Annotated in this window: 14 protein-coding genes; 6 read left to right on the top strand and 8 right to left on the bottom strand. The window is 62.0% G+C overall.

Translation table 11 applies throughout. The annotated features are described in order from the left end of the window. The first annotated feature begins 75 nt into the window (after positions 1 to 75). Positions 76 to 939: a glucose-1-phosphate thymidylyltransferase RfbA gene (rfbA, locus tag EV141_RS05490; RefSeq protein WP_130484975.1), complete on the top strand. Its 864-nt coding sequence runs from the start codon at positions 76 to 78 to the stop codon at positions 937 to 939. A gap of 10 nt (positions 940 to 949) precedes the next feature. On the opposite strand, the gene EV141_RS05495 is transcribed toward rfbA, so the two are convergent. Genes EV141_RS05495 through EV141_RS05510 form a run of 4 tightly spaced genes read right to left on the bottom strand, consistent with a single transcriptional unit; the run spans position 950 to position 5,143 of the window. Beyond that, positions 950 to 1,789 carry a glycosyltransferase gene (locus EV141_RS05495; RefSeq protein WP_157985513.1) on the bottom strand — a complete coding sequence of 280 codons (840 nt, stop codon included), beginning with the start codon at positions 1,787 to 1,789 and terminating at the stop codon, positions 950 to 952. Between the two features lie 57 nt (positions 1,790 to 1,846). Then, complete coding sequence (locus EV141_RS05500; protein ID WP_130484977.1) at positions 1,847 to 3,100, bottom strand: ABC transporter ATP-binding protein; 1,254 nt, start codon at positions 3,098 to 3,100, stop codon at positions 1,847 to 1,849. Then, positions 3,100 to 4,002: an ABC transporter permease gene (locus EV141_RS05505; protein WP_241969093.1), complete on the bottom strand. Its 903-nt coding sequence runs from the start codon at positions 4,000 to 4,002 to the stop codon at positions 3,100 to 3,102. Before EV141_RS05505 ends, EV141_RS05500 begins: the two co-directional genes overlap by 1 nt. Before the next feature lie 7 nt (positions 4,003 to 4,009). Further along, positions 4,010 to 5,143, bottom strand: a complete 1,134-nt coding sequence (locus tag EV141_RS05510; RefSeq protein ID WP_241969095.1) for a glycosyltransferase family 2 protein — start codon at positions 5,141 to 5,143, stop codon at positions 4,010 to 4,012. Between the two features lie 432 nt (positions 5,144 to 5,575). Between EV141_RS05510 and EV141_RS05515 the strand changes: the two genes are divergently transcribed. The 3 genes from EV141_RS05515 to EV141_RS05525 all read left to right on the top strand — a co-directional run bounded on the left by EV141_RS05515 (position 5,576) and on the right by EV141_RS05525 (position 12,811). Beyond that, positions 5,576 to 8,164 (top strand): rhamnosyltransferase WsaF family glycosyltransferase, encoded by a 2,589-nt coding sequence (locus EV141_RS05515; protein ID WP_185740171.1) that lies wholly within the window; start codon positions 5,576 to 5,578, stop codon positions 8,162 to 8,164. 76 nt (positions 8,165 to 8,240) lie between these two features. Beyond that, positions 8,241 to 10,307 carry a hypothetical protein gene (locus EV141_RS05520; RefSeq protein WP_130484979.1) on the top strand — a complete coding sequence of 689 codons (2,067 nt, stop codon included), beginning with the start codon at positions 8,241 to 8,243 and terminating at the stop codon, positions 10,305 to 10,307. Positions 10,308 to 10,393: 86 nt separating this feature from the next. Next, entirely contained in the window at positions 10,394 to 12,811 is a 2,418-nt protein-coding gene (locus EV141_RS05525; RefSeq protein WP_241969097.1) for a glycosyltransferase, read from the top strand. 13 nt (positions 12,812 to 12,824) lie between these two features. Here EV141_RS05525 and EV141_RS05530 read toward each other — a convergent pair whose 3' ends face one another. After that, positions 12,825 to 14,342 (bottom strand): DUF2142 domain-containing protein, encoded by a 1,518-nt coding sequence (locus tag EV141_RS05530; RefSeq protein ID WP_130484981.1) that lies wholly within the window; start codon positions 14,340 to 14,342, stop codon positions 12,825 to 12,827. Positions 14,343 to 14,367: 25 nt separating this feature from the next. Here EV141_RS05530 and EV141_RS05535 point away from each other — a divergent pair, with 25 nt between their 5' ends. Next, complete coding sequence (locus EV141_RS05535) at positions 14,368 to 15,708, top strand: hypothetical protein (RefSeq protein ID WP_130484982.1); 1,341 nt, start codon at positions 14,368 to 14,370, stop codon at positions 15,706 to 15,708. Beyond that, positions 15,708 to 16,934 (top strand): hypothetical protein, encoded by a 1,227-nt coding sequence (locus EV141_RS05540; RefSeq protein WP_130484983.1) that lies wholly within the window; start codon positions 15,708 to 15,710, stop codon positions 16,932 to 16,934. The genes EV141_RS05535 and EV141_RS05540 overlap by 1 nt, the downstream gene beginning before the upstream one ends. On the opposite strand, the gene EV141_RS05545 is transcribed toward EV141_RS05540, so the two are convergent. The 3 genes from EV141_RS05545 to EV141_RS05555 are packed head-to-tail and all read right to left on the bottom strand — an operon-like array spanning position 16,931 to position 18,896. Next, a complete protein-coding gene (locus tag EV141_RS05545) occupies positions 16,931 to 17,284 on the bottom strand; it encodes a DUF2304 domain-containing protein (protein ID WP_130484984.1) in 354 nt (117 codons plus the stop codon). The genes EV141_RS05540 and EV141_RS05545 overlap by 4 nt on opposite strands. Further along, the gene (locus EV141_RS05550; RefSeq protein ID WP_130484985.1) at positions 17,281 to 18,015 is read right to left on the bottom strand and encodes a glycosyltransferase family 2 protein; all 735 of its coding nucleotides are present in this window, start codon (positions 18,013 to 18,015) and stop codon (positions 17,281 to 17,283) included. The genes EV141_RS05545 and EV141_RS05550 overlap by 4 nt, the downstream gene beginning before the upstream one ends. Beyond that, positions 18,012 to 18,896 (bottom strand): glycosyltransferase family 2 protein, encoded by an 885-nt coding sequence (locus tag EV141_RS05555; protein WP_130484986.1) that lies wholly within the window; start codon positions 18,894 to 18,896, stop codon positions 18,012 to 18,014. The genes EV141_RS05550 and EV141_RS05555 overlap by 4 nt, the downstream gene beginning before the upstream one ends. Between the last annotated feature and the right edge of the window lie 19 nt (positions 18,897 to 18,915).

Genomic DNA, 18,915 nt, shown 5'->3' on the forward strand with positions numbered 1-18,915 from the left:
CTAGTGATTGCCCTGCTTGCTAGAGTCGGGGGGTTGCGCACGCGGCCACTGAGGTCACAAGCGAAAGGGAGACGCGTGAAGGGCATCATTCTGGCGGGGGGCTCGGGCACGCGCCTGTGGCCGATCACCAAGGGCATCTCAAAACAGTTAATGCCGATCTACGACAAGCCGATGATCTATTACCCGCTGTCGACGCTGATGATGGCCGACATTCGCGAGATCTTGATCATCACGACGCCCGAATACAACGAGCAGTTCCGCGCTCTGCTCGGCGATGGGTCCGATCTTGGCATCCGACTCGAATATGCGGTGCAACCGTCACCTGATGGTCTCGCACAGGCCTTCATCATCGGCGAGGAGTTCATCGGCGATGACAGTGTCGCGCTGGTCTTGGGCGACAACATTTTCCACGGAACCGGGCTGGGCTCTTCGCTGCGGCAGAACACCCACATTGATGGCGGCCTGATCTTCGCTTACCAGGTCGCTGAGCCGAGTGCGTACGGCGTCGTGGAGTTCGACGAGGAGGGTCGCGCCGTCTCGATCGAGGAGAAGCCGTCGGAACCCAAGAGCAACTACGCGGTTCCCGGTCTTTACTTCTATGACAACACCGTGGTGGAGATCGCAAAGACCATCGAACCGAGTGCTCGCGGAGAGCTCGAAATCTCAAGCATCAACGATCGTTACCTCCAGGAAGGCCGACTTCGAGTTCAGGTCCTTGATCGAGGCACGGCGTGGCTTGACACTGGCACCTTCGAGTCGATGATGCAGGCTTCGGAGTACGTGCGGGTCATTGAGGACCGTCAAGGCTTCAAGATTGGCTGTATTGAAGAGATCGCCTGGCGAGCGAGATGGATCAACGACGAGCAGTTGCACGCCATCGCTAAACCGCTGATCAAGAGCGGCTACGGCCAGTATTTGGCACGTCTGCCGCGGTCATAGCGTCAGCCTGTTATCGACTCGCTCGTGACGCCGCGAGGCGCGCACTTGCGAGCTCGGCATCGTTGGCCAGGCGAGCCGAAAGCCGGTCAAAAAGTTCTCGATCTTGGCCTGACGCGCGCTGTGCTCTCCGTGACAGCCGACGGGCAATCGCGCGCAGGCTCGCAACATGACGTTCAGTTACCGCCGACGTTGTGATCGAACCCGCTCTAATGCGGCGCTCGTACGCAGGCACGGCAACATGTGCGACGCGGCGCGCAACGGCGTTCGCCTCTGCGGTGAACAGATTGTCCTCGTGAAGCAGGCCGCGCGCGAAGGATAGGCGGTGAGCGCGAAGGAATGAGCGGCTGAATAACTGGAGACAGGCCGAGGAGCGCCAGTGGTCGTTCTCGAGCAGTTCCAGCGCAAGAGCTGTGCCCGTGGTGACTTCGGAGTAGGTCGGCGGCCGTCGATAATATGCGGCGTACTGCTCTGCTGTGGCCGGCGCGTCGCTCATGTCGATGAAGACCCCCGCGTCGAAATGCGCAATGTCGAGATTCTTGGTACTCGCCATCTCAACCACGTCGCTGAGCAAGGCAGGCGCGAGCCGGTCATCGGCATCAAGAAAGTGCACGAAGCGGCCCCGGCACTGCCCGAGCCCCCGGTTTCGGGCCACGCTCAACCCTCGGTTCTTCCGAAGGTGCACCAGGCGCACTCGAGCATCCCGCAATGCCCATGCTGCGGCAATGTCGGCCGTCGCGTCCGTCGACCCATCGTCCACAACGACGATTTCCCATGGCCCCGCCTTTGAAGCGGCTGGGGTGACGCTTGCAAGACATTCGTCGAGGTACTGTGCTGCGTTGAAGGCGGGCACGACGATCGAAACTAGGGCCTCGTCGGCTGCTCGAGTTGCGATCACCGACGGGACCAACTACGCCGTCTCGACGGTCATCCGGGCGTCCGCGAAGAGGGTTCCGCGAGAACGGCGTGGTGTCACGACATTGAAGCTCGCCGCCTGCGTAACGTCGGCCAGGTGAGTGCCGTCAGCGGCGATGACCGATGCATCCACAAAGTACTTGCCCTCCCCAAACATTGGGTTTGAGAGAGTGGTGGTAACGGTGACTTCTCCGAGCAATTCCGGCAGATCAGTGTTGAGAAGATCTGATCCGACGCCGAAAACCGCTTGACCGTGGACGTTGTTGATTTGGATACCGAGCATCCATGACGAGAGAGCTTCTGTCGCGGCAATCGTGACAGATACGTCGATATTGGCTCCGGATTCGACCGTCGCCTCTTCGCCGGGGGCGGCGGGCGAACCAGGCGTCCCTACGCAAACCGCGGTGATGTGCGGCGCGGCCGTCGATTCCACACCTGTCACGACGGCGACGGCCGACTCCTCTGCTTTGCGGTTTTCCTCAAGCAGGTCGCGGAAACGAGGCACCGCTTGTTCGGGTGGCCCGTCGAAAGCGACGTTTCCGCGCTCCAGCAGGATCGCGCGGTCGCAGAACTCCTGAACCTGGCCGAGACTATGGGTGACGAGCACGATGGTGCGACCTTCCTGCTGGAAACGTCGAATCGTGTCGAGGCACTTCCTTTGGAATGCCTCGTCTCCCACAGCCAGTACTTCGTCGACGAGCAGAATGTCGGGATCCGTGTGGACGGCTACGGCGAACGCCAATCTCACGTACATCCCAGAGGAGTAAAACTTGACCTGGGTGTCAATGAAGTCGCCAATGCCGGCGAAGAGCAGGATCTGATCGAATTTCTCGTCCGTCTCTCGCCGAGACATTCCCAGAATGGACGCGTTGAGGTAGACATTCTCTCTACCTGTTAAGTCGGGATGAAATCCAGCGCCGAGCTCGAGTAGTGCTGCGATGCGACCCCGGGTTGCGACGGTGCCAGATGACGGACCAATAATTCCGCCAATGACCTTCAACAGGGTGCTCTTGCCCGAACCGTTATGCCCAATGAGGCCAATCGTGGTCCCCGCGTTGATAGACAGATTGATGTCATTCAACGCCCAAAACTCTTCGCGGTGTTTCCGGCCGAGGCGGCCAAGCGTGACGAGGCGCTCTTTCAACGAGTTGTCCTTGCGAAGAACGAAACGCTTGGAGACGTTCTTGACCACGACGACTTCAGGAGGAACGCCGGGCGCAGTGGCTGATGCGTGGGCTGTATCAGTCATCAGAGTTCCTGTGCGAAGTTGCTCTCGAGGCGTGCAAAGACGCGCTGCGCCAGTATTACCGCAACGAGGCCGACGAGAGCGGCGATGCCGAGTCGTTCGAGTAGGTCAGCCGGATAGTCCACAACTCCGTCCCCACTATTCCACATTGCTTGCTGGAAGCCGAGCGCCGCGAGGGTGACGGGGTTATTCGTGTAGATCTCAAGCAGGAGACCCTCTCCGAGAAAGTCCCGTGCCATCTCCCAGGCGTACAAGATCGGCGATGCCCAGAGCGCGATGAGCAAGACCACTTCGATGAGGTATTGCATATCTCTGAGATAGACGTTTACCGCCGACATGAGTATGCCCAGGGCTGTTCCGAACAGAAGAAGAACGGCGAGGCTGGGTAGGAGGTAAAGAATGTCTGGAAACGTCGGAAAGACGCCAAGAACGATGGTCGCCAGTACCAGGATGGCGAATTGGATGCTGAAGTTGAAGAGAGCGGAACCTACGCTCGCGATGGGAAAGACTTCGCGCGGCAGGTAGACCTTCTTGATGAGACCCGCATTCCCGACAACAGACGCGGTGCCTGACGAAACGATCTCAGAAAAAAGCCCGTAGGCGGTCAGGCCCGCAAACACGTAGATCGCGAAGTCGGGGATACCTCGCTCGGCGCCCAAAAACTGTCCGATGACGAGCCAAAAGATCGCCAGCTGCGTAAGAGGCCGGATTAGTGTCCAGACAAAACCGAGAGCACTGTCCTTATAACGCGCCTTGATGTCACGCCGAACGAGGAGGCCAAGCATCTCGCGATGCCGGAAGATCTCAACTAACGACTTCCAGCCCCCGAACACGCCCCGGCGGCGACCTGCCACGGATTCCAGGGGCAGGTCTCGCAGTCGGGCGTAGCGCTGGGACACGGTCACGCGGGTGTCACTCTCCTGGATCTTGTGGGCGATGCTTGACAGGCCTCGGTGAGGAGGCGAACACCCGGCTGCTGCGATGACGCAGATGATCGACTATTCGTACCAACCGCCGTGCACGCAGGGATGCCACTTCTGCCTCTGAAGAGTCGAGGGCTTTCTCAACTTCCGAGAGCTTACGGTGAAACTCTCTAAGTTCGGCGTTCAGGGCTTCGAGTTGTCGCGTGTTCTCCCATTCTCGAGCTATGACAGCGCGCCCTTGCCGGAGCAGGTTCTCGTGGTCCTCGAGCGGCTGATCGGGAACTGCAGGCAATCCTGACGTGGACAGTCGGGTTTCTTCCGTAAACCAGCCTAGCTCTCGACCTGCAGCAAGTTCTGCCGCGGAAGGATGGCGCGCGACGTAGGTGCTGAGTAGTGTTCCTTCTGACCATCGCCGATAGTCACGCATCCCGTGATGATTGGGGCTTGGAGTCATCTCAGGGTTCGCTTCATACGCCTTGCCGCTGTTCTCAACCTTCTTGGCGAACTGGTTCCACGACCGCCACGGAAGGTGAAGCACTTCAATCCCCGGCCCTTCCGGCGGAAGCTTGCCCGCTGGTCGACTCACCTCATGGTTTCCTTGCGACACCACGATTTCGGGATCCCCTATGTGGACCGCGTTAGGGGTGGAGTGAGCGTGGAGGCCTGCGAGTTGCAACTGCTCAAGTGGGCGTAGGTCTCGCCAAATGAGGCGGTCGAACCCTGTTCCATTGAGAGCGGGCGTACCTGTCAGATCGACTACGGGTACTTGAAATGTTCCAATCTCGCGTGGGACCGTCGCGAAGCGCTCTCGCAACTTCGCCTCGCGAGTGGGAACCCAGAACTCGTCGGCGTCGGCGTTGATCACCCAGTCAGCGCCGTGTTGCGAATGGGCATCTCGCGCCATACGCGTGACTGTGGCGGACTGTTGTTTGCGGTGCACCGGATCATGTCGAAGGTCGACCTCCGCAGTTTGGGCGAAACGTTCGATCGCCTCGACCGTGCCGTCAACTGATCCGTTGTCGGTCACGATGAAGACATCAATGCCCTGGGCGCGGTGGTGTTCCAACATCGCGGCCACGACGTCCACTTCGTCGCGCACCATTAGCGTCATCGCGAGGCGCATGCGCGCGGCTCCCTTTGGGTGAGGTTCGAGAGCGTCATCTTGACACAGCCATCGTGCGGAAGCGACGTGATGACTGCTCCGATACGGTTGTCGAGCGGCTCATGCCGCGTGCCGACAGCGACTCAGGGGATGATGCAGCGGGTGAAAACCACGATTCTGACCGGACTTCGACGGGCGATGCCGGCGGGCTCTCGAATGAGGCGGCTTGCGCAGTTGGTCCTGCGGTTTCTCCGCCTGGCCCGATATGCGGTCCACCGAATAGTTGTCGCGATCGAACGAGCCTTCCGGCCTTCGGGGCGCCCGATGTCGTATCGCGAGTGGCTCAAGCGGCGCGGCCCCTTGGCGCCCCCGAGCGCAAGCGCGCTTCGCACGCGGTTCACTGTCATCGTCGAGGGGCCCGCCGGCGCATCTGCGCAGCGCACGATTAATAGCGTGCGCGCCACGACTGCGAGTGTCGACGTGATTCGGGTCGAGTCGGGCACGACGGTTAGTCGTGATGAGCTCGCCGGCGAGTTTGTTCTCTTCCTTCGCGCGGGGGACCGGCTCTACGACGTTGCCCTCAATGTGATTGAACACGCTCACCACGTCGATCCGGCGGTACACCTCATCGTGGGAAACACTGACTCCTCGACCTTCGGTCGACGTCGTGCCCCCGTCTTTCGGCCTGGCTGGTCCCCGGACACCTTTCTTGCCGTCGATTACATCAACCGTGCATTTGCGGTGCGAAAGACCCGACTTTCCGACCAATTCACTGTCGATGATGACGGCGTGTGGGGGGCGCTGATTCGAGCAAACTTCCGCGACCGCGAAACCACGCTCGTTCCGCACATCCTGTTCGCGACACGTCATGCACAGCCGCCGACGCCGACGGCGGCGAGCGCAGAAATGGTACGAGCCGTTCTTCGCGAGCGGGGACTCGATGCACAGGTCAGTCCGCACCCGAGCGGAGTGCTGCGCATTCAGTACCTCTTGCAAGACGTCCCCAGCGTCTCGATAGTCATACCGACCCGTCATTCACGCACGAATCTGGAGCGCCTTCTCCCGAGCCTGAGAAGTACGCAGTACCCGCGCTTCGATGTCCTTATTGTCGACAACGGAGGTCAAAGCGACGAACGCGACGAGTGGTACCGCGCGGCACTGGACGGGCTCGACGCCTCTGTTCTGTGGTGGACGGAAACTCCGTTCAACTACTCCCGCGTCAACAACCATGCCGTTTCGCAGACTCGCGGCGAGGTCGTCCTCCTCCTAAACGACGACACGGAGATCGTGGACCGTCAATGGCTGGCCGAACTCGTTGGAGTGCTGATGCAGGAGGGCGTTGGGTCAGTCGGCACACAGCATCGGCGCGAGGATGGTCGCATCCAGCACGCGGGCGTCGTTATCGGGCCAGGCGGCTTCGCCGACAACCTGTTCACTGGGTTGCAACCCGGTGAATGGACGATGCTGGGAGCGACCACGTGGTACCGCAATTCTCTCGCCGTCACAGGTGCTTGTGTGGCGGTCAAGCGCGTCGATTGGGAGGCGGTCGGAGGCCTTGACGAACGCTTCCAGCTGACCGGCAGCGACGTCGTGCTCGGACTTGATCTCGTCATGCGACAGTTACGCAACGTCATCGTGCCTTTTGACGCCGTCCGGCACTACGAGTCGATCACGCGCGGCACGAGCGTTCCTCGGAACGACTTCTTCGCCAGCTATTGGCGCTACCACAGTTGGCTGGCGGGCGGCGATCCGTACTGGTCCCCTAATCTCTCTCGCCGCACTGCAACCCCACAGCTGCCTGCGTGGGATGAGCAGTCTCCTGTGGCGTCAACGCTCGCGGCCTTGGGGCGACCCTTCGGGAAGATGGCACAGTCCATGTCGATCTCCGCCGAGGCAACCGCACTGGCTTCTACGGCGTCGGTCCCACGTGCGCGGGTCAAAGCGTTGCAGGCGCACCACGCGAAGATCCGCGGTGAGCGCGACGTTTCGCTCGTCAACTGGTACATCCCTGATGTCGATATGCCATTCTTTGGTGGTCTCAACACCGCTTTCCGCCTGGCGGCCAAGCTGACCCGCGATCACGGCGTGCGTCATCGGTTCGTGATTCTTTCGGCACCCAATGAGGAGTTCTTCCGGACAGCGCTCGTTGCGGCCTTCCCGGAACTGTCTGAGATTGACATCCACCATTACGACGGCACGCCTGAGTCGATTGCGGCGATCCCTGCGGCTGATGCGTCGATCGCGACGCTGTGGCTAACGGCGTCCCACTTGGTCAAAGCCCCAGACGCTGGTCGAAAGTTCTACTTGATGCAGGACTATGAACCCGCTTTTTACCCGGCGAGCAGTATGTTTGCGATGGCGGAGGAGACCTACCGTCTCGGTCTGTATGGAATCTGCAACACCGACAGCATGCACAAGATCTACACGCAGTCATACGGCGGTAAAGCCATGGGCTTCACCCCTGCGGTCGATCGGTCGATTTTCCACCCAGACGGTCGCCGCGTGAAGGAGGCCTCGGAGCCGGTCACGATCTTCGCGTACGCTCGGGACCACTTTCGCAACTGCTGGGAGCTGGTATACGCAGCGCTGAGTGAGATCAAGCGGCGCCATGGCGACCAGGTGCGTATTGTCGCCGCAGGCGCGCGTTACCTACCGGCCAATGCAGAGTTCATCGACCTGGGGCTCCTCGACTATCGCGCCACCGGAGCGCTCTATCGCGAGACGGACATCGGCATCACGATGCAGATCTCTCGGCACCCGTCCTACCTTCCGCTGGAGTTGATGGCAAGCGGTGTTGCGATGGTTGCGCCGGACAGCTCATGGTTCGAGTGGCTCTTCGAAGACGGCGAGAACTCGTTGCTTGCGATGCGCGGTGTCGATGACCTCGTCGAACGACTTGACGCGCTGGTCACGAATTCGGAGTTGAGGCACGCCATCTCGCGGGGAGCGCTCGCGACAATCGATGACCGTCATTCGGATTGGGATGTCGCATTCCGCGACATCTATGCCTACCTCAGAGATCCGGAATCCTTCGCGCCATAGGCTGCGGAAATTCATACTCGGGCTACACTCCCCAGTACCGGCGGTGCTTGCTGGTGGCCAGGGGGAGGCTTCGGGGATGAGGAAATTCGTCGCGATGGTTGCAGCGATTGTCGTTGTCGCCGTCGGTTTGATTGCTACAGAAAAGCCTGACGTGGGCTTCGCGGCCGATGCGCGGCTGTTCGACCCGAATTACATCATTAGCGACCCCGCGTTCTTCGATGGCCAGGCTATGAGCGAGGGCGAGATTCAGGCCTTCCTCCAGACACGCATAGGGTCGTGTTCGAACACCAATTGCCTCAACATCCTCCGAGTCGATACGCAGTCGCGTGCGGCGAACGCGATGTGTAACGCTTATCAGGGCGCGGCGCAGGAGCCCGTCTCGCGGATCATCTTCAAGGTGCAGCAGTCGTGCGGGATCTCGGCGAAGGTGCTTCTCGTGACGCTCGAAAAAGAGCAGAGTCTTGTCAGTCACCGCAGCCCGACGACGGCGAGACTCGATCGCGCCATGGGCTACGCCTGCCCGGATAACACGGCGATCCCAGGCTACTGCGACCCTGCGTACGGTGGCGTCTATAACCAGCTCTACTGGGCTGCGTGGCAATTCAAGCGCTACGGGAACCCGCCGGGCACGAGCAACTACTTCACGTGGTTTCCGGTCGGAACGCCGAGTCGCGTGCAATATCACCCCAATACGGCGTGCGGCAGCGGGGTGCTTACCATTCAAAATAAGGCGACAGCGGCCCTGTATTACTACACGCCGTATCAGCCGAATGCCGCAGCGATGGCGAACCTGTATGGCATTGGTGATTCCTGCTCAGCATACGGAAATCGAAACTTTTGGCGCCTGTATTCCGACTGGTTCGGCAGCCCGACGGGTCCCTCCCTGTCGCCAGTCGGAAACTGGGAGTTGGCGACTGCTGACGTTCGAGCGCTCACGGTCCGCGGGTGGCTGCTGGATCCTGAAACTGCGGATCCCATTACGATTCATGCGTATGTGAACGGACAATGGGCTGGCGAACATCGAGCGGACGTGCCGCGATCGGATGTGGCATCCGCCTACCCGGCGTACGGCCCGAACCACGGTTTCCTCGTCTCGATTCCTCTCGAGGCCCAGGCGGTGTCCGTGGAGGTCTGTCTCTACGGCATCAATGTCGGGCTCGGCAACAACGTGTATCTCGGATGCCGGACAGTAACGAAGCCGGGGGGCCCGCCGTTCGGCAACATCGAGTCGGCGATCCTTACCGACACGGATGCCTTCATCAGTGGCTGGTCGATCGACCCCGACACGATTGACCCCGTCCAAATCAATGTCACGGTAAATGGCCAGGCGCAGCCGGCAGTACGCGCCGAGTTGAATCGTCCCGATGTTGGCCGCGCCTACCCGCCGTACGGCAATCAGCACGGATTCTCCATCGCGGTCCCGCTCGCTGTGGGCTCTGCGGAAGTCTGCCTCACTGCGGTGAATGCTGGTCGAGGGTCAGACACAGCGATGGGTTGCCGGGTCGTCGCTCGCGCAAGCGGCTCGCCGACCGGTAACTTCGAGTCGACGGCGACCTCACCGGGATCGGTAAGGGTCCAGGGATGGGTGCTCGACCCCGACACTGCCGACGGCGTCGACGTCCATGCGTATGTCGACGGACGCTGGGCCGGTTCGCACCGGGCTGATCGCGCGCGCAACGACGTCGCGAGAGCATTTCCTGCCTATGGCGCTTCTCGTGGATTTGACATCGTGCTTCCCATCTCGGGGGGGCAGAGCTCGGTTTGCCTGTACGGCATAAACGTCCGCATCGGGGCGAACTCACTTCTTGGCTGCAGGATCGTGACGACCCCGTCTGGGTCCCCGTTTGGCAACCTCGAGTCCGCAACGAGAGACGGCGGGAGGGCAACGATCGGCGGGTGGGCCATTGACCCTGACACGGTCTCGCCCATCGACATTCACGTGTATGTCGACGGCGCGTGGGGCGGTTCGTATCGCGCATCGGGAACTCGAGCGGATGTTGCGCGCGTGTACCCTGCTTACGGTGCGGAGCACGGTTTCTCCGTGTCACTACCTGTGCCGCCGTCAGCGCGCGAGATTTGCGCTTACGGGATCAATACGGGTGCGGGTTTCAACAACCTGATCGGCTGCCGCCGCTTACCCTGAGGGGCTGTTAGGCGTCCACGCCGATCCTGAATTGAGTCGGAGAAAGAGTGACGGGCGCCCCCACGACAACGGTTGCCGTAGTTCTCGTGAACTTCCGCGGCGTCGATGACACTATTGCCGCGATTGAATCGCTCAGGCAGAGTGACTGGCCGAGCGAGCTGCTCCACATTGTCGTTGTTGAGAACGGATCGGGCGATGACAGTGTCGAGCGACTGCGCGATGTAGACGGCATCACGCTCGTCGTCTCCGACAAGAATCTGGGCTTCGCCGGGGGCTGCAATCTCGGCGTCCGTGAAACTACTGCCGACATCGTCGCTTTTCTCAACAACGACGCTCGACCCGATTCCGGTTGGATTCGACACGCCATCGACGCCTTCTCTTCCGCCCCCGACGTAGCCGCGGTTGCCAGCAAGGTACTGGATTGGGACGGTACAAGGATCGATTACGCCGGGAGCGCACTCACGTGGTACGGAATGGGCTACAAGCCGTTCACCGCCGAACCGATTTCGCTGAGCGACGACACACCGCGCGACGTGCTATTCGGCACAGGCTCAGCGATGTTCGTGCGTCGTGACATTTTCGCGGAGTTAGGAGGCTTCGACGAGCGATTCTTCATGTTTTTCGAGGACGTCGATCTCGGGTGGCGCCTCAATCTCCGGGGCTACCGGATGCGGTACGAACCGCGATCGATCGCGTTTCACAAGCACCACGCGTCGATGGCGGATCAAGGCCGTCACAAGGAGCAGGTGTTGCTCGAACGCAACGCGCTCTATGCGATGTTCAAGAACCTCGACCCCGACACGCTGGCGGACGCACTCGCCCCTGCGCTCGCCCTTTCCGTGCGCCGGGCCCTCGTGGAAAGCAAGCTCGACCCTCACCAGTTCGATTTACAGCGGAACGACGGACCGGATGCCACGATCGAGGTTCCGAAGTCGGCTCTGGTGCCACTGTTCGCAATCGACCAGTTCATCGACGCCCTTCCCGACCTGCAGAAGCGGCGAGAAGCCGTTCAGGCGTCGCGGCGCCGCTCGGATGGTGCCATCTGGGCGCTCTTCGGAAAAGCGGATGCGCCGGTCGTGCAGGACAAGCGCTATCTGGAGGGGTACGAAGCTATCGTCGGCGCTTTCTCCGTGACCGAACGTCCGCGCACCCGTCGAGTCGTTGTCGTGACCGGTGACCCTCTCGGTGACAAAATCGCCGGACCGGCGATCAGGGCCTGGAACATCGCTTCAGCGCTCCACGCGAACAGCGAAGTGGAGTTGGTTAGTCTCACTGCCGTCTCCGATCGTCTTAGCGCTCCTTTCGCCGTCACGCACATCCGCCCCGGTGATGAGCGCTCGATGGAACGGACGATACGCGCGGCTTCGGCGATCATCTTCCAGGGTCACGCGCTTGCGGCGTTCGAGTGCATTCGCCGGTCCCCGGCTCGAATCGTTGCCGACATCTACGACCCGATGCAATTGGAGCAACTCGAGCAGGCACGTGATGCGGGCACCGCCCTGTGGGAGCACTCGGTCGTCGAGGCAACGACCGTCATGAATGACCAGCTTGAGCGCGCCGACTTCTTTATCTGCGCATCCGAACGTCAACGCCACTTCTATCTCGGTCAGCTCTCTGCTCTCGGCAGGCTGACCACGGCGCAATACGGCGCAGACGCCGATCTTCGCGGTCTAATCGATGTCGTCCCGTTTGGACTTCCGGAGACGCCGCCGTCTCACGAGCGCTCGGTTGTGAAAGGCGTGATTCCGGGGATCCCCGCAGACGCGAAGCTCCTACTGTGGAGCGGAGGACTGTACAACTGGTTCGACCCGTTGACTCTCATTCGTGCCGTTGCCGCGCTGAGGGCAAAACATCCCGACGTCCACCTCTTCTTCCAGGGAACGAAACACCCTCACCCGGGCGTGCCGGAGATGCGCGTGGTCACAGAGGCGCGTGCGCTCGCTGCCGAATTGGGTGTTCTTGGACAGGGGGTGCACTTCAACGACTCGTGGGTCGACTATTCCGAGCGGGGCAGTTATCTGAGGGAAGCCGACGCTGGTGTCAGCACGCACCACGTCCATGTTGAAACAACGTTTTCCTTTCGAACGCGAATACTCGATTACCTGTGGGGCGAACTTCCGATGGTGGTCACGAAGGGCGACTACTTCGCCGACCTCGTCGAACAGGAGGGTCTCGGGGTCGTCGTCGACGACTCCGATGTCGATGGTCTGCGCAACGCGCTGGAGACAGTGCTGTTCGACGAGGGCTTCCGGGATTCGGCGCGCGTCGCGATCCGGCGGGTGAAGCAGCGCTTCACATGGTCGGAGGTGCTGCGTCCCCTGGTTTCCTACATCGAATCGGAAGACCAGCGCACGGAGGATCGCGGTTCGGCGCGTCGCCCGGAACGGCGCCGCGCTTCGGGGTTACGGCACGACGCTGCGCTGGCCTTCCGTGTCCTCCGAGCCGCGGGGCCAGCCGCCGTTGTCCGGAAGGTTGCGGGTCGGATCCAGCGCAGATTCCACTGACGCGAAGGTCAACTCAGTCCGCTCGCTCACGACGTACCCAGCACGTGGCAGCGGTGAACGACGTGGCGATCAGAAGTGCGGTCAGTAATGCGGTGATGCCGAACGGCGGCGTCCATGCCGGCGCGGTAAGGAACTCGCCGACGGGCCGGTCGAGGCCGGTCACGTATCGCCTCAACACGTGAATGGCGATGGCGATGTGCGCGCACGCCGACATGATCACAGCTCCGTTCAGTACGAATGTCAGCCGCGAGGAGTGGTCGGCTTGCCTCGCGCGATGCGCCACGGAAATTGCGAGTGCGACCGTCGTGCAGAGCAGCGGTGCTAGCGCGTACCTGCCCTGCCAGATGTACCCGAGTTCGTCGGCGATCACCGCTTGAACAGCGACGGGCGTGGCGATCGCGACGGTGAAGAAGGCGAGGGCAGCTGTCAGCGCCGATCGCTGCGCTGTAAGCACGCTGACGACGACACTGACACCAGCAGCTGATGACCACAGCGCGATGCTGGCGGCGGGCGCGGGCGTGTCCAGCCAGCCGAACATGCCTATCGCGTCGCTTAGCAGTGCGCCCGAGCTCATGACCGCCTCCAGTGCTGCGCGGGCACCCGTCATCTCAATGGTCGGGGTTCCGGATTGGTCGTAATCCGGGAGGAGCAGCAGCCAGCTCAATGACGCAGCCGTAACGCCGATGACGATGAGGTCGAGGGGTATCCATCGGCGACTCAAGAAGTCACGAAATGCGGGCCGGTCAGAGGACGGGAGGTACGCGAGGAGCAGCGCCAGTGCAGCCCACAGGAAACCGATGCTTCGCGTATTGAGCAACACGAGGAGAGAGCATGCGAGCGCGATGTGCAGCACGACGGTAGTGCTGCCGTCGCGGCGAGACTGCCAGCGATGAAAGAGTGCACGGCTCGACAGATAGACGGCAGCCGCGCTCGTCGCCTCCAGGGCGTTCGGGTTCACGGAGCCCGCAAGGAAGGTCAACGCTGGGCTGAGCCCCACAAACACCATAGCTAGGGTTCTATGTGCCTGGGTGCCCACGGACCAGGCGCTGACCAGTGACACCCCCAGGAATGCTGCGGTCAATGCGGCGCTCACAATCCGCATAGTGAAGATCGCGACGTCGCCACTGAGAATCACAGAGGGCCACCCGACGAGCCAGTAGTAGATCGGGCTATTGAGAGCTGCGGAGGTTCCCGTCGTTTGCAGCGTCTGCTGATTGGCTGACGATCCCGCGTAGCAGTCCGGGGTCACTTCGTCGTCAAAGGCGAAACATGCCCGTGCTGGCAGTTCGGCGATGTACGAAGGTACCTCGACGGCGCCATATGCGGGATTGCCGACCCATGCCGGGGTGATTACCTGCCCGGACGTCACCGCGGCGGCGCGAATGATGTGAGCGGGCTCATCAGGGGCGCCGCCGATGGGGGTCAGAAGCGACCAGCTGGCAGCCATGAGGAAGAAGCCGATTGTGAACGACACCGGCCGAGCAAGGGAATTCCATCGCGCCTTGATGGCGGCTGGTACCAACTGGGTCACGGGAAAACGTTAGTCTTTCCTCGACATGGACACCGAAGCACGAGCGACGAAGACGGAAGCGGTGCCATCGCAACGCTCGCATCGGCTGGTGGATGCCTCGATCTGCATCCTGCTTCTTCTCGCCGCGATCGGATACGTCGCCGGTGCCGTTTCAGCGCATCAAGCGCTGTCGCCGTACGACGAGTACGTCTATGCGGATTACCTCTTCGGCTTCCCCGACGACCCTGTGGTGGTCATCGGAGAGGAGACGAAGACAGAAGCGCGCGACCTCATCGCCTGCGTGGGTGTTATCGGCTATGGGACCTTCGGGTCGGAGTGCGGCGACCCGGAGCACAGTGACGACTCGCTTTACCCATACGGCGGCGGCACGGGTGCGGACATCTACACACCGGTGTACTTCGCCATCACGTGGGCACTCGCCCAGCCGGTAGCCGCGCTCACCGTATTCGACGAGTTCGACGCGGCGCGCGTCATCGGTGGGTTGTGGGCCGGAACCGGCGCGGCGGTTCTGTTCCTCGCGGCACGGGCCTGGGGTCTCAATCGTCCCGTCTCGGTCGGTCTCGCACTGGCTGCGCTCGCGTCTCCACCGGTGTTTTGGGCCAACACCTACCTGAGTACTGACGCGCCGACGCTGCTGGCAGGCTCGGTTACTGCCCTGATGATCGCCAAGATCACTCACAACGGAGCGAGTCCATGGTGGTTGTGCGCGCTCCTACCCGTCCTCGTGCTCGTCAAGGTCCAGCACATTCTTCTGCTGCTGCTCGTTGTCGCGTGGGCACTCTTTGTCGCTCTCCACCACGCGTCTGGTTCGGTCTGGTCGAGGCTTGCACGATCGTCGATCCTTCGTGCGGCGCTCGTCACCAGCGTGCTCACGGTCGCCGCGCAACTCGGGTGGCTGGTGTTCCGCGCGACGGCGGCTGCGGGACCGACGATCGACCAGGGCTTGAACCAGCCCCTCACAGTTCCCGCGCTCGCCAGCGAGGCCACGCGCTTCTTGGGGACGACGGCGCAAGCGGGCCTCAGCCTTGGACTCACGCGTGACGCCGTAGGCACGGTGCTCGCATGGATGTGTATTGCCGGCGTCATTGGTCTTGTTGTGCACGGCGGCAAACCGATCGGCGACCGAGCGCTGGCGGGTGCCTCGTTCATCGCCGCCGTTCTTGGAGCACCGCTCCTCGCCGTCGCGACCTATGTGACCGCGGACGTGTACGTGCCACTTCAGCCTCGATACGGGCTCGCCCTATTACCTTTCTTCCTCTTGGCGTTCGGGATGTTGGGGCCGCGGTCGCGCTGGTTCTCGTGGTCGGTCTTGGCATTCGGAGTAGCGGCATTCGTCATCGCCATCCTCTTGCCATACGAGTTGTAATGGCATCCGACCGAGCGAACAGCGCCGTTCCCGGATTTGCGCTCGTAGCGGGCGCAAGCGCCGTCGCGGGCGTGGCCGGCTACGCAATCACCATCGTTGCCGCACGGCTGCTCGGAGTTGACTACGCCACCTTTGGTGTCTTCTGGTCAGCGCTCTACTTCGGTGTCGGAGCCCTGGCTGGGGCACAGCAGGCGTTCGCGGGGATGGCCAGGAGAGCGAGCAATGACGAGGGAGAGCCGGTCACCGTGCGCTCCGCCATCGGGTGGTCGCTGGCGAGCTCGGTGGCGCTGTCGGCGCTCGCCGTCAGCGCTGTGGCGCCGTCGTCTTTTTCTGACCCTGTCGAGTTCGGCGCGGCACTTCTCGTCGGGCTGATGACCTATGGGCTCTACGCTGTCGCTCTAGGGTCTTTGTATGGAGCCCATCGATGGCGCATCGTCGCCACGGTGACGGTCCTCGACCCGGTTCTGCGGCTCGTCGCCATTGCCGCCATCATTATGCTCGGCGGGGGGCTCGTGGGTGCAGTCTGGGCTGCCGTGCTCCCCATTCCCCTGCTCGCACTCTGCCTGCTGTTCGTGGTCGGACGAGATCGCTCGCTCGTGCTCGATCGTTCGGTCGGCGCTGCGCTGCGCGCCGCTGGGCTGGTCATCGCTGGCGGGGTCGCCGCATCATTCGTCATCAACGGCATCCCATTGATCTTCGGTGTGATCGCCCCAGCAGACGAAGGGGCCGCCGTTGGACAGTACATCTTCGCGTTCATCCTCGTTCGCGCGCCGCTCGTCGTTGGGCTCCTCGCCCTGCAGTCCTACCTGGTCGTATATCTGCGCGACGCTCGGCGTATTGGCCGCACGCTCGCACTTGTCTGCGCGGCAATCGCGTCCGCGGGCGTCGTGCTCGCCGGCGTCATGCTCAAATTCGGCGAGCGGATCGTCGATCTGGTCGCAGGCGAACTCGGTTCAGTTGACGGTGCCGTGCTCGCCGGAATCGCGATCGCATCGGCAACGACGGGCGTGCTCGTTGCCACGGGCGCATGGACAATCGCCCGTGGGCAGGCGTACGTCTACACGGTTGGATGGTGGGTTACCGCCATCGCGCTCGTCGCCTTGGCCGCGCTTCTGCCCGGAGACGCCGTTTCGAAGGTTACGATCGCCTCAATCGTCGCGCCGCTGTTCGGCGCGGCGGCGCATCTTCTCGGTGTTCGAGCACTGCGAGACGCGTCGGCGAGCTAGGCCCGATCCTCCAAATCCCGGACACGCTTGCTGAGAAGGGCGCTCTCCTCCACTAAAACGCGGATCTGTCGCTCTGTTTTTGTCAGCTCAGCACTGTGCTGGATGCACACGAGGACGAGGATCGCGATGCTTACGAAGAACACCAGATTGATGGGAACGTCGATCCCGATGACGGCAGCGATTGCGTCGAGAAGAGCGGGAAAAATTCCAACGATCAACGCAAGGATCGCACCGGTAATCCACCAGATCGCGTGACGTTCGCGGAGGCGCTGGCGCCTCAACATATCGATCACGATAATGAACGTGAACGACGCGGCGACGATGCCGAGGATGTAGCTGAAGGTACTCACGCGCGTGCTCCTCCCACCGGGCGAATGAAAGCGACAGCGAGCGCGAAGACGCCGCGAACCAGATAGATGGCCGACTTCATGGGGTTGTGTGACGGTTGGCCACCCGCTCGTGGACGCATCGCAACGGGGTATTGATCGACAATGAGGCCGTTCTTGAGCGCAATCACGAGAGCTTCGATCGTGTCGCCGAGATACTCGGCAGGCATTTCCCGAGCAAGCAGTTCGATTGCACGCGGGCCACACGCCTTAAAGCCGGATGTTGTGTCCGTGAGTCGGCGACGAGCTGCGCGGCTCAGCACGGCGCTGAGGAACGACATCGCCCACCATCGCGGGCCGCTGACGCTGTAATCACCGACGCCAGCGAAGCGGGCACCAATGACGATGTCGGCCGTGACGAGTTGGGCGACCATCGCGGGTACAGAGGATGGGTCGTGCTGGCCGTCAGCGTCGATCTGGACGGCGACGTCGTATCCGTTGACGAGGGCGAACCGATAGCCGGCCCGCATCGCCCCGCCGACGCCCAGGTTGACGGGAAGCTCGATGACTGCAGCGCCCGCACGCCGAGCAATGGCAGCCGTGTCGTCGAGAGAGCCATCATCGACGACCAAGCAGGTAGCCGCGGGAAGTGCGGTATGGACCTCCTTGATGACGTTCTCAATGGCTTCTCGCTCGTTGAACGCCGGCATGATAACGACGATGCGAGCCTCGCTGCCAGTGTGGGCCACCGTCATGTTGCCGATCCTTTCCCGAATACGTGCCCAACGAGGACACGACGAGTGGCGGTGTCGGATGACGCGTTCAGTGCGAGCGTCGCGGCATTCAATCGAGAGGTGAGATGCCAGCGTGCCGCGGAGGCCGCTCTGCGCCATCCCATCGACCCGAATGTCGTCGTCCACTCGCGAAAAAGTTGGGCCTCTTCCGCGAATCGGGCCCCGTCGCGCGCCGTCACCGAGGAGACGCTGCCGCCGTGACGTCGGTATCGAAAGGTTGCGCGATCGTCGACGGCGATGAGCCCACCATCGGCGAGCAACGCGAGTTGAAGGTCGAGATCAAGCACGACTTCGAAGCGCGCATCAAACGATCGCTGCTTGAGAAGCGACGTGCGCCACGTTACCGATGGAAAGTACGTCCAGTTGCCCGTAAGTAGTCGCGCCGCTACCCGCTCGCCGCCGATATTGCGACCGCCGCGCGGGCGAAGGGCCGCCTTTATGCGATCGGCAAGCGGCCGGTACTCACGTCCGTCATCGTCAATGACGGCCACCCCCGGCTGCACATAGGCGACGGCCGGGTTCGCCTCGAGGCGCTCCAGCGCGACTCTGACGAAGGACGGCTCGAGGAGGTCGTCGCACCCCATGATGCAAAGTGCATCATGTTCGGCGATCTCAACAGCCTTTCGAAAACTATTGGCAACACCCTCGTTGCGCGAATTGCGCAGGAATCGGATGGAGGAATGGGTGAGCGATGCCGCCCAGTCGCCGGGCGCCCTGTCGGGGTACGCATCGTCGATAACGGTCAGACGCCATCGATGGTCATCTTGCGCCATCACGCTCTCGACTGCCTCGCGAAACATGCGTTCGTCCCCGTAGAAGGGCATCACGATGTCGAGCAGCACCCCCACAGCCTACGGTCTC

The organism is Microcella putealis, assembly GCF_004216575.1.
Classification (GTDB): domain Bacteria; phylum Actinomycetota; class Actinomycetes; order Actinomycetales; family Microbacteriaceae; genus Microcella; species Microcella putealis.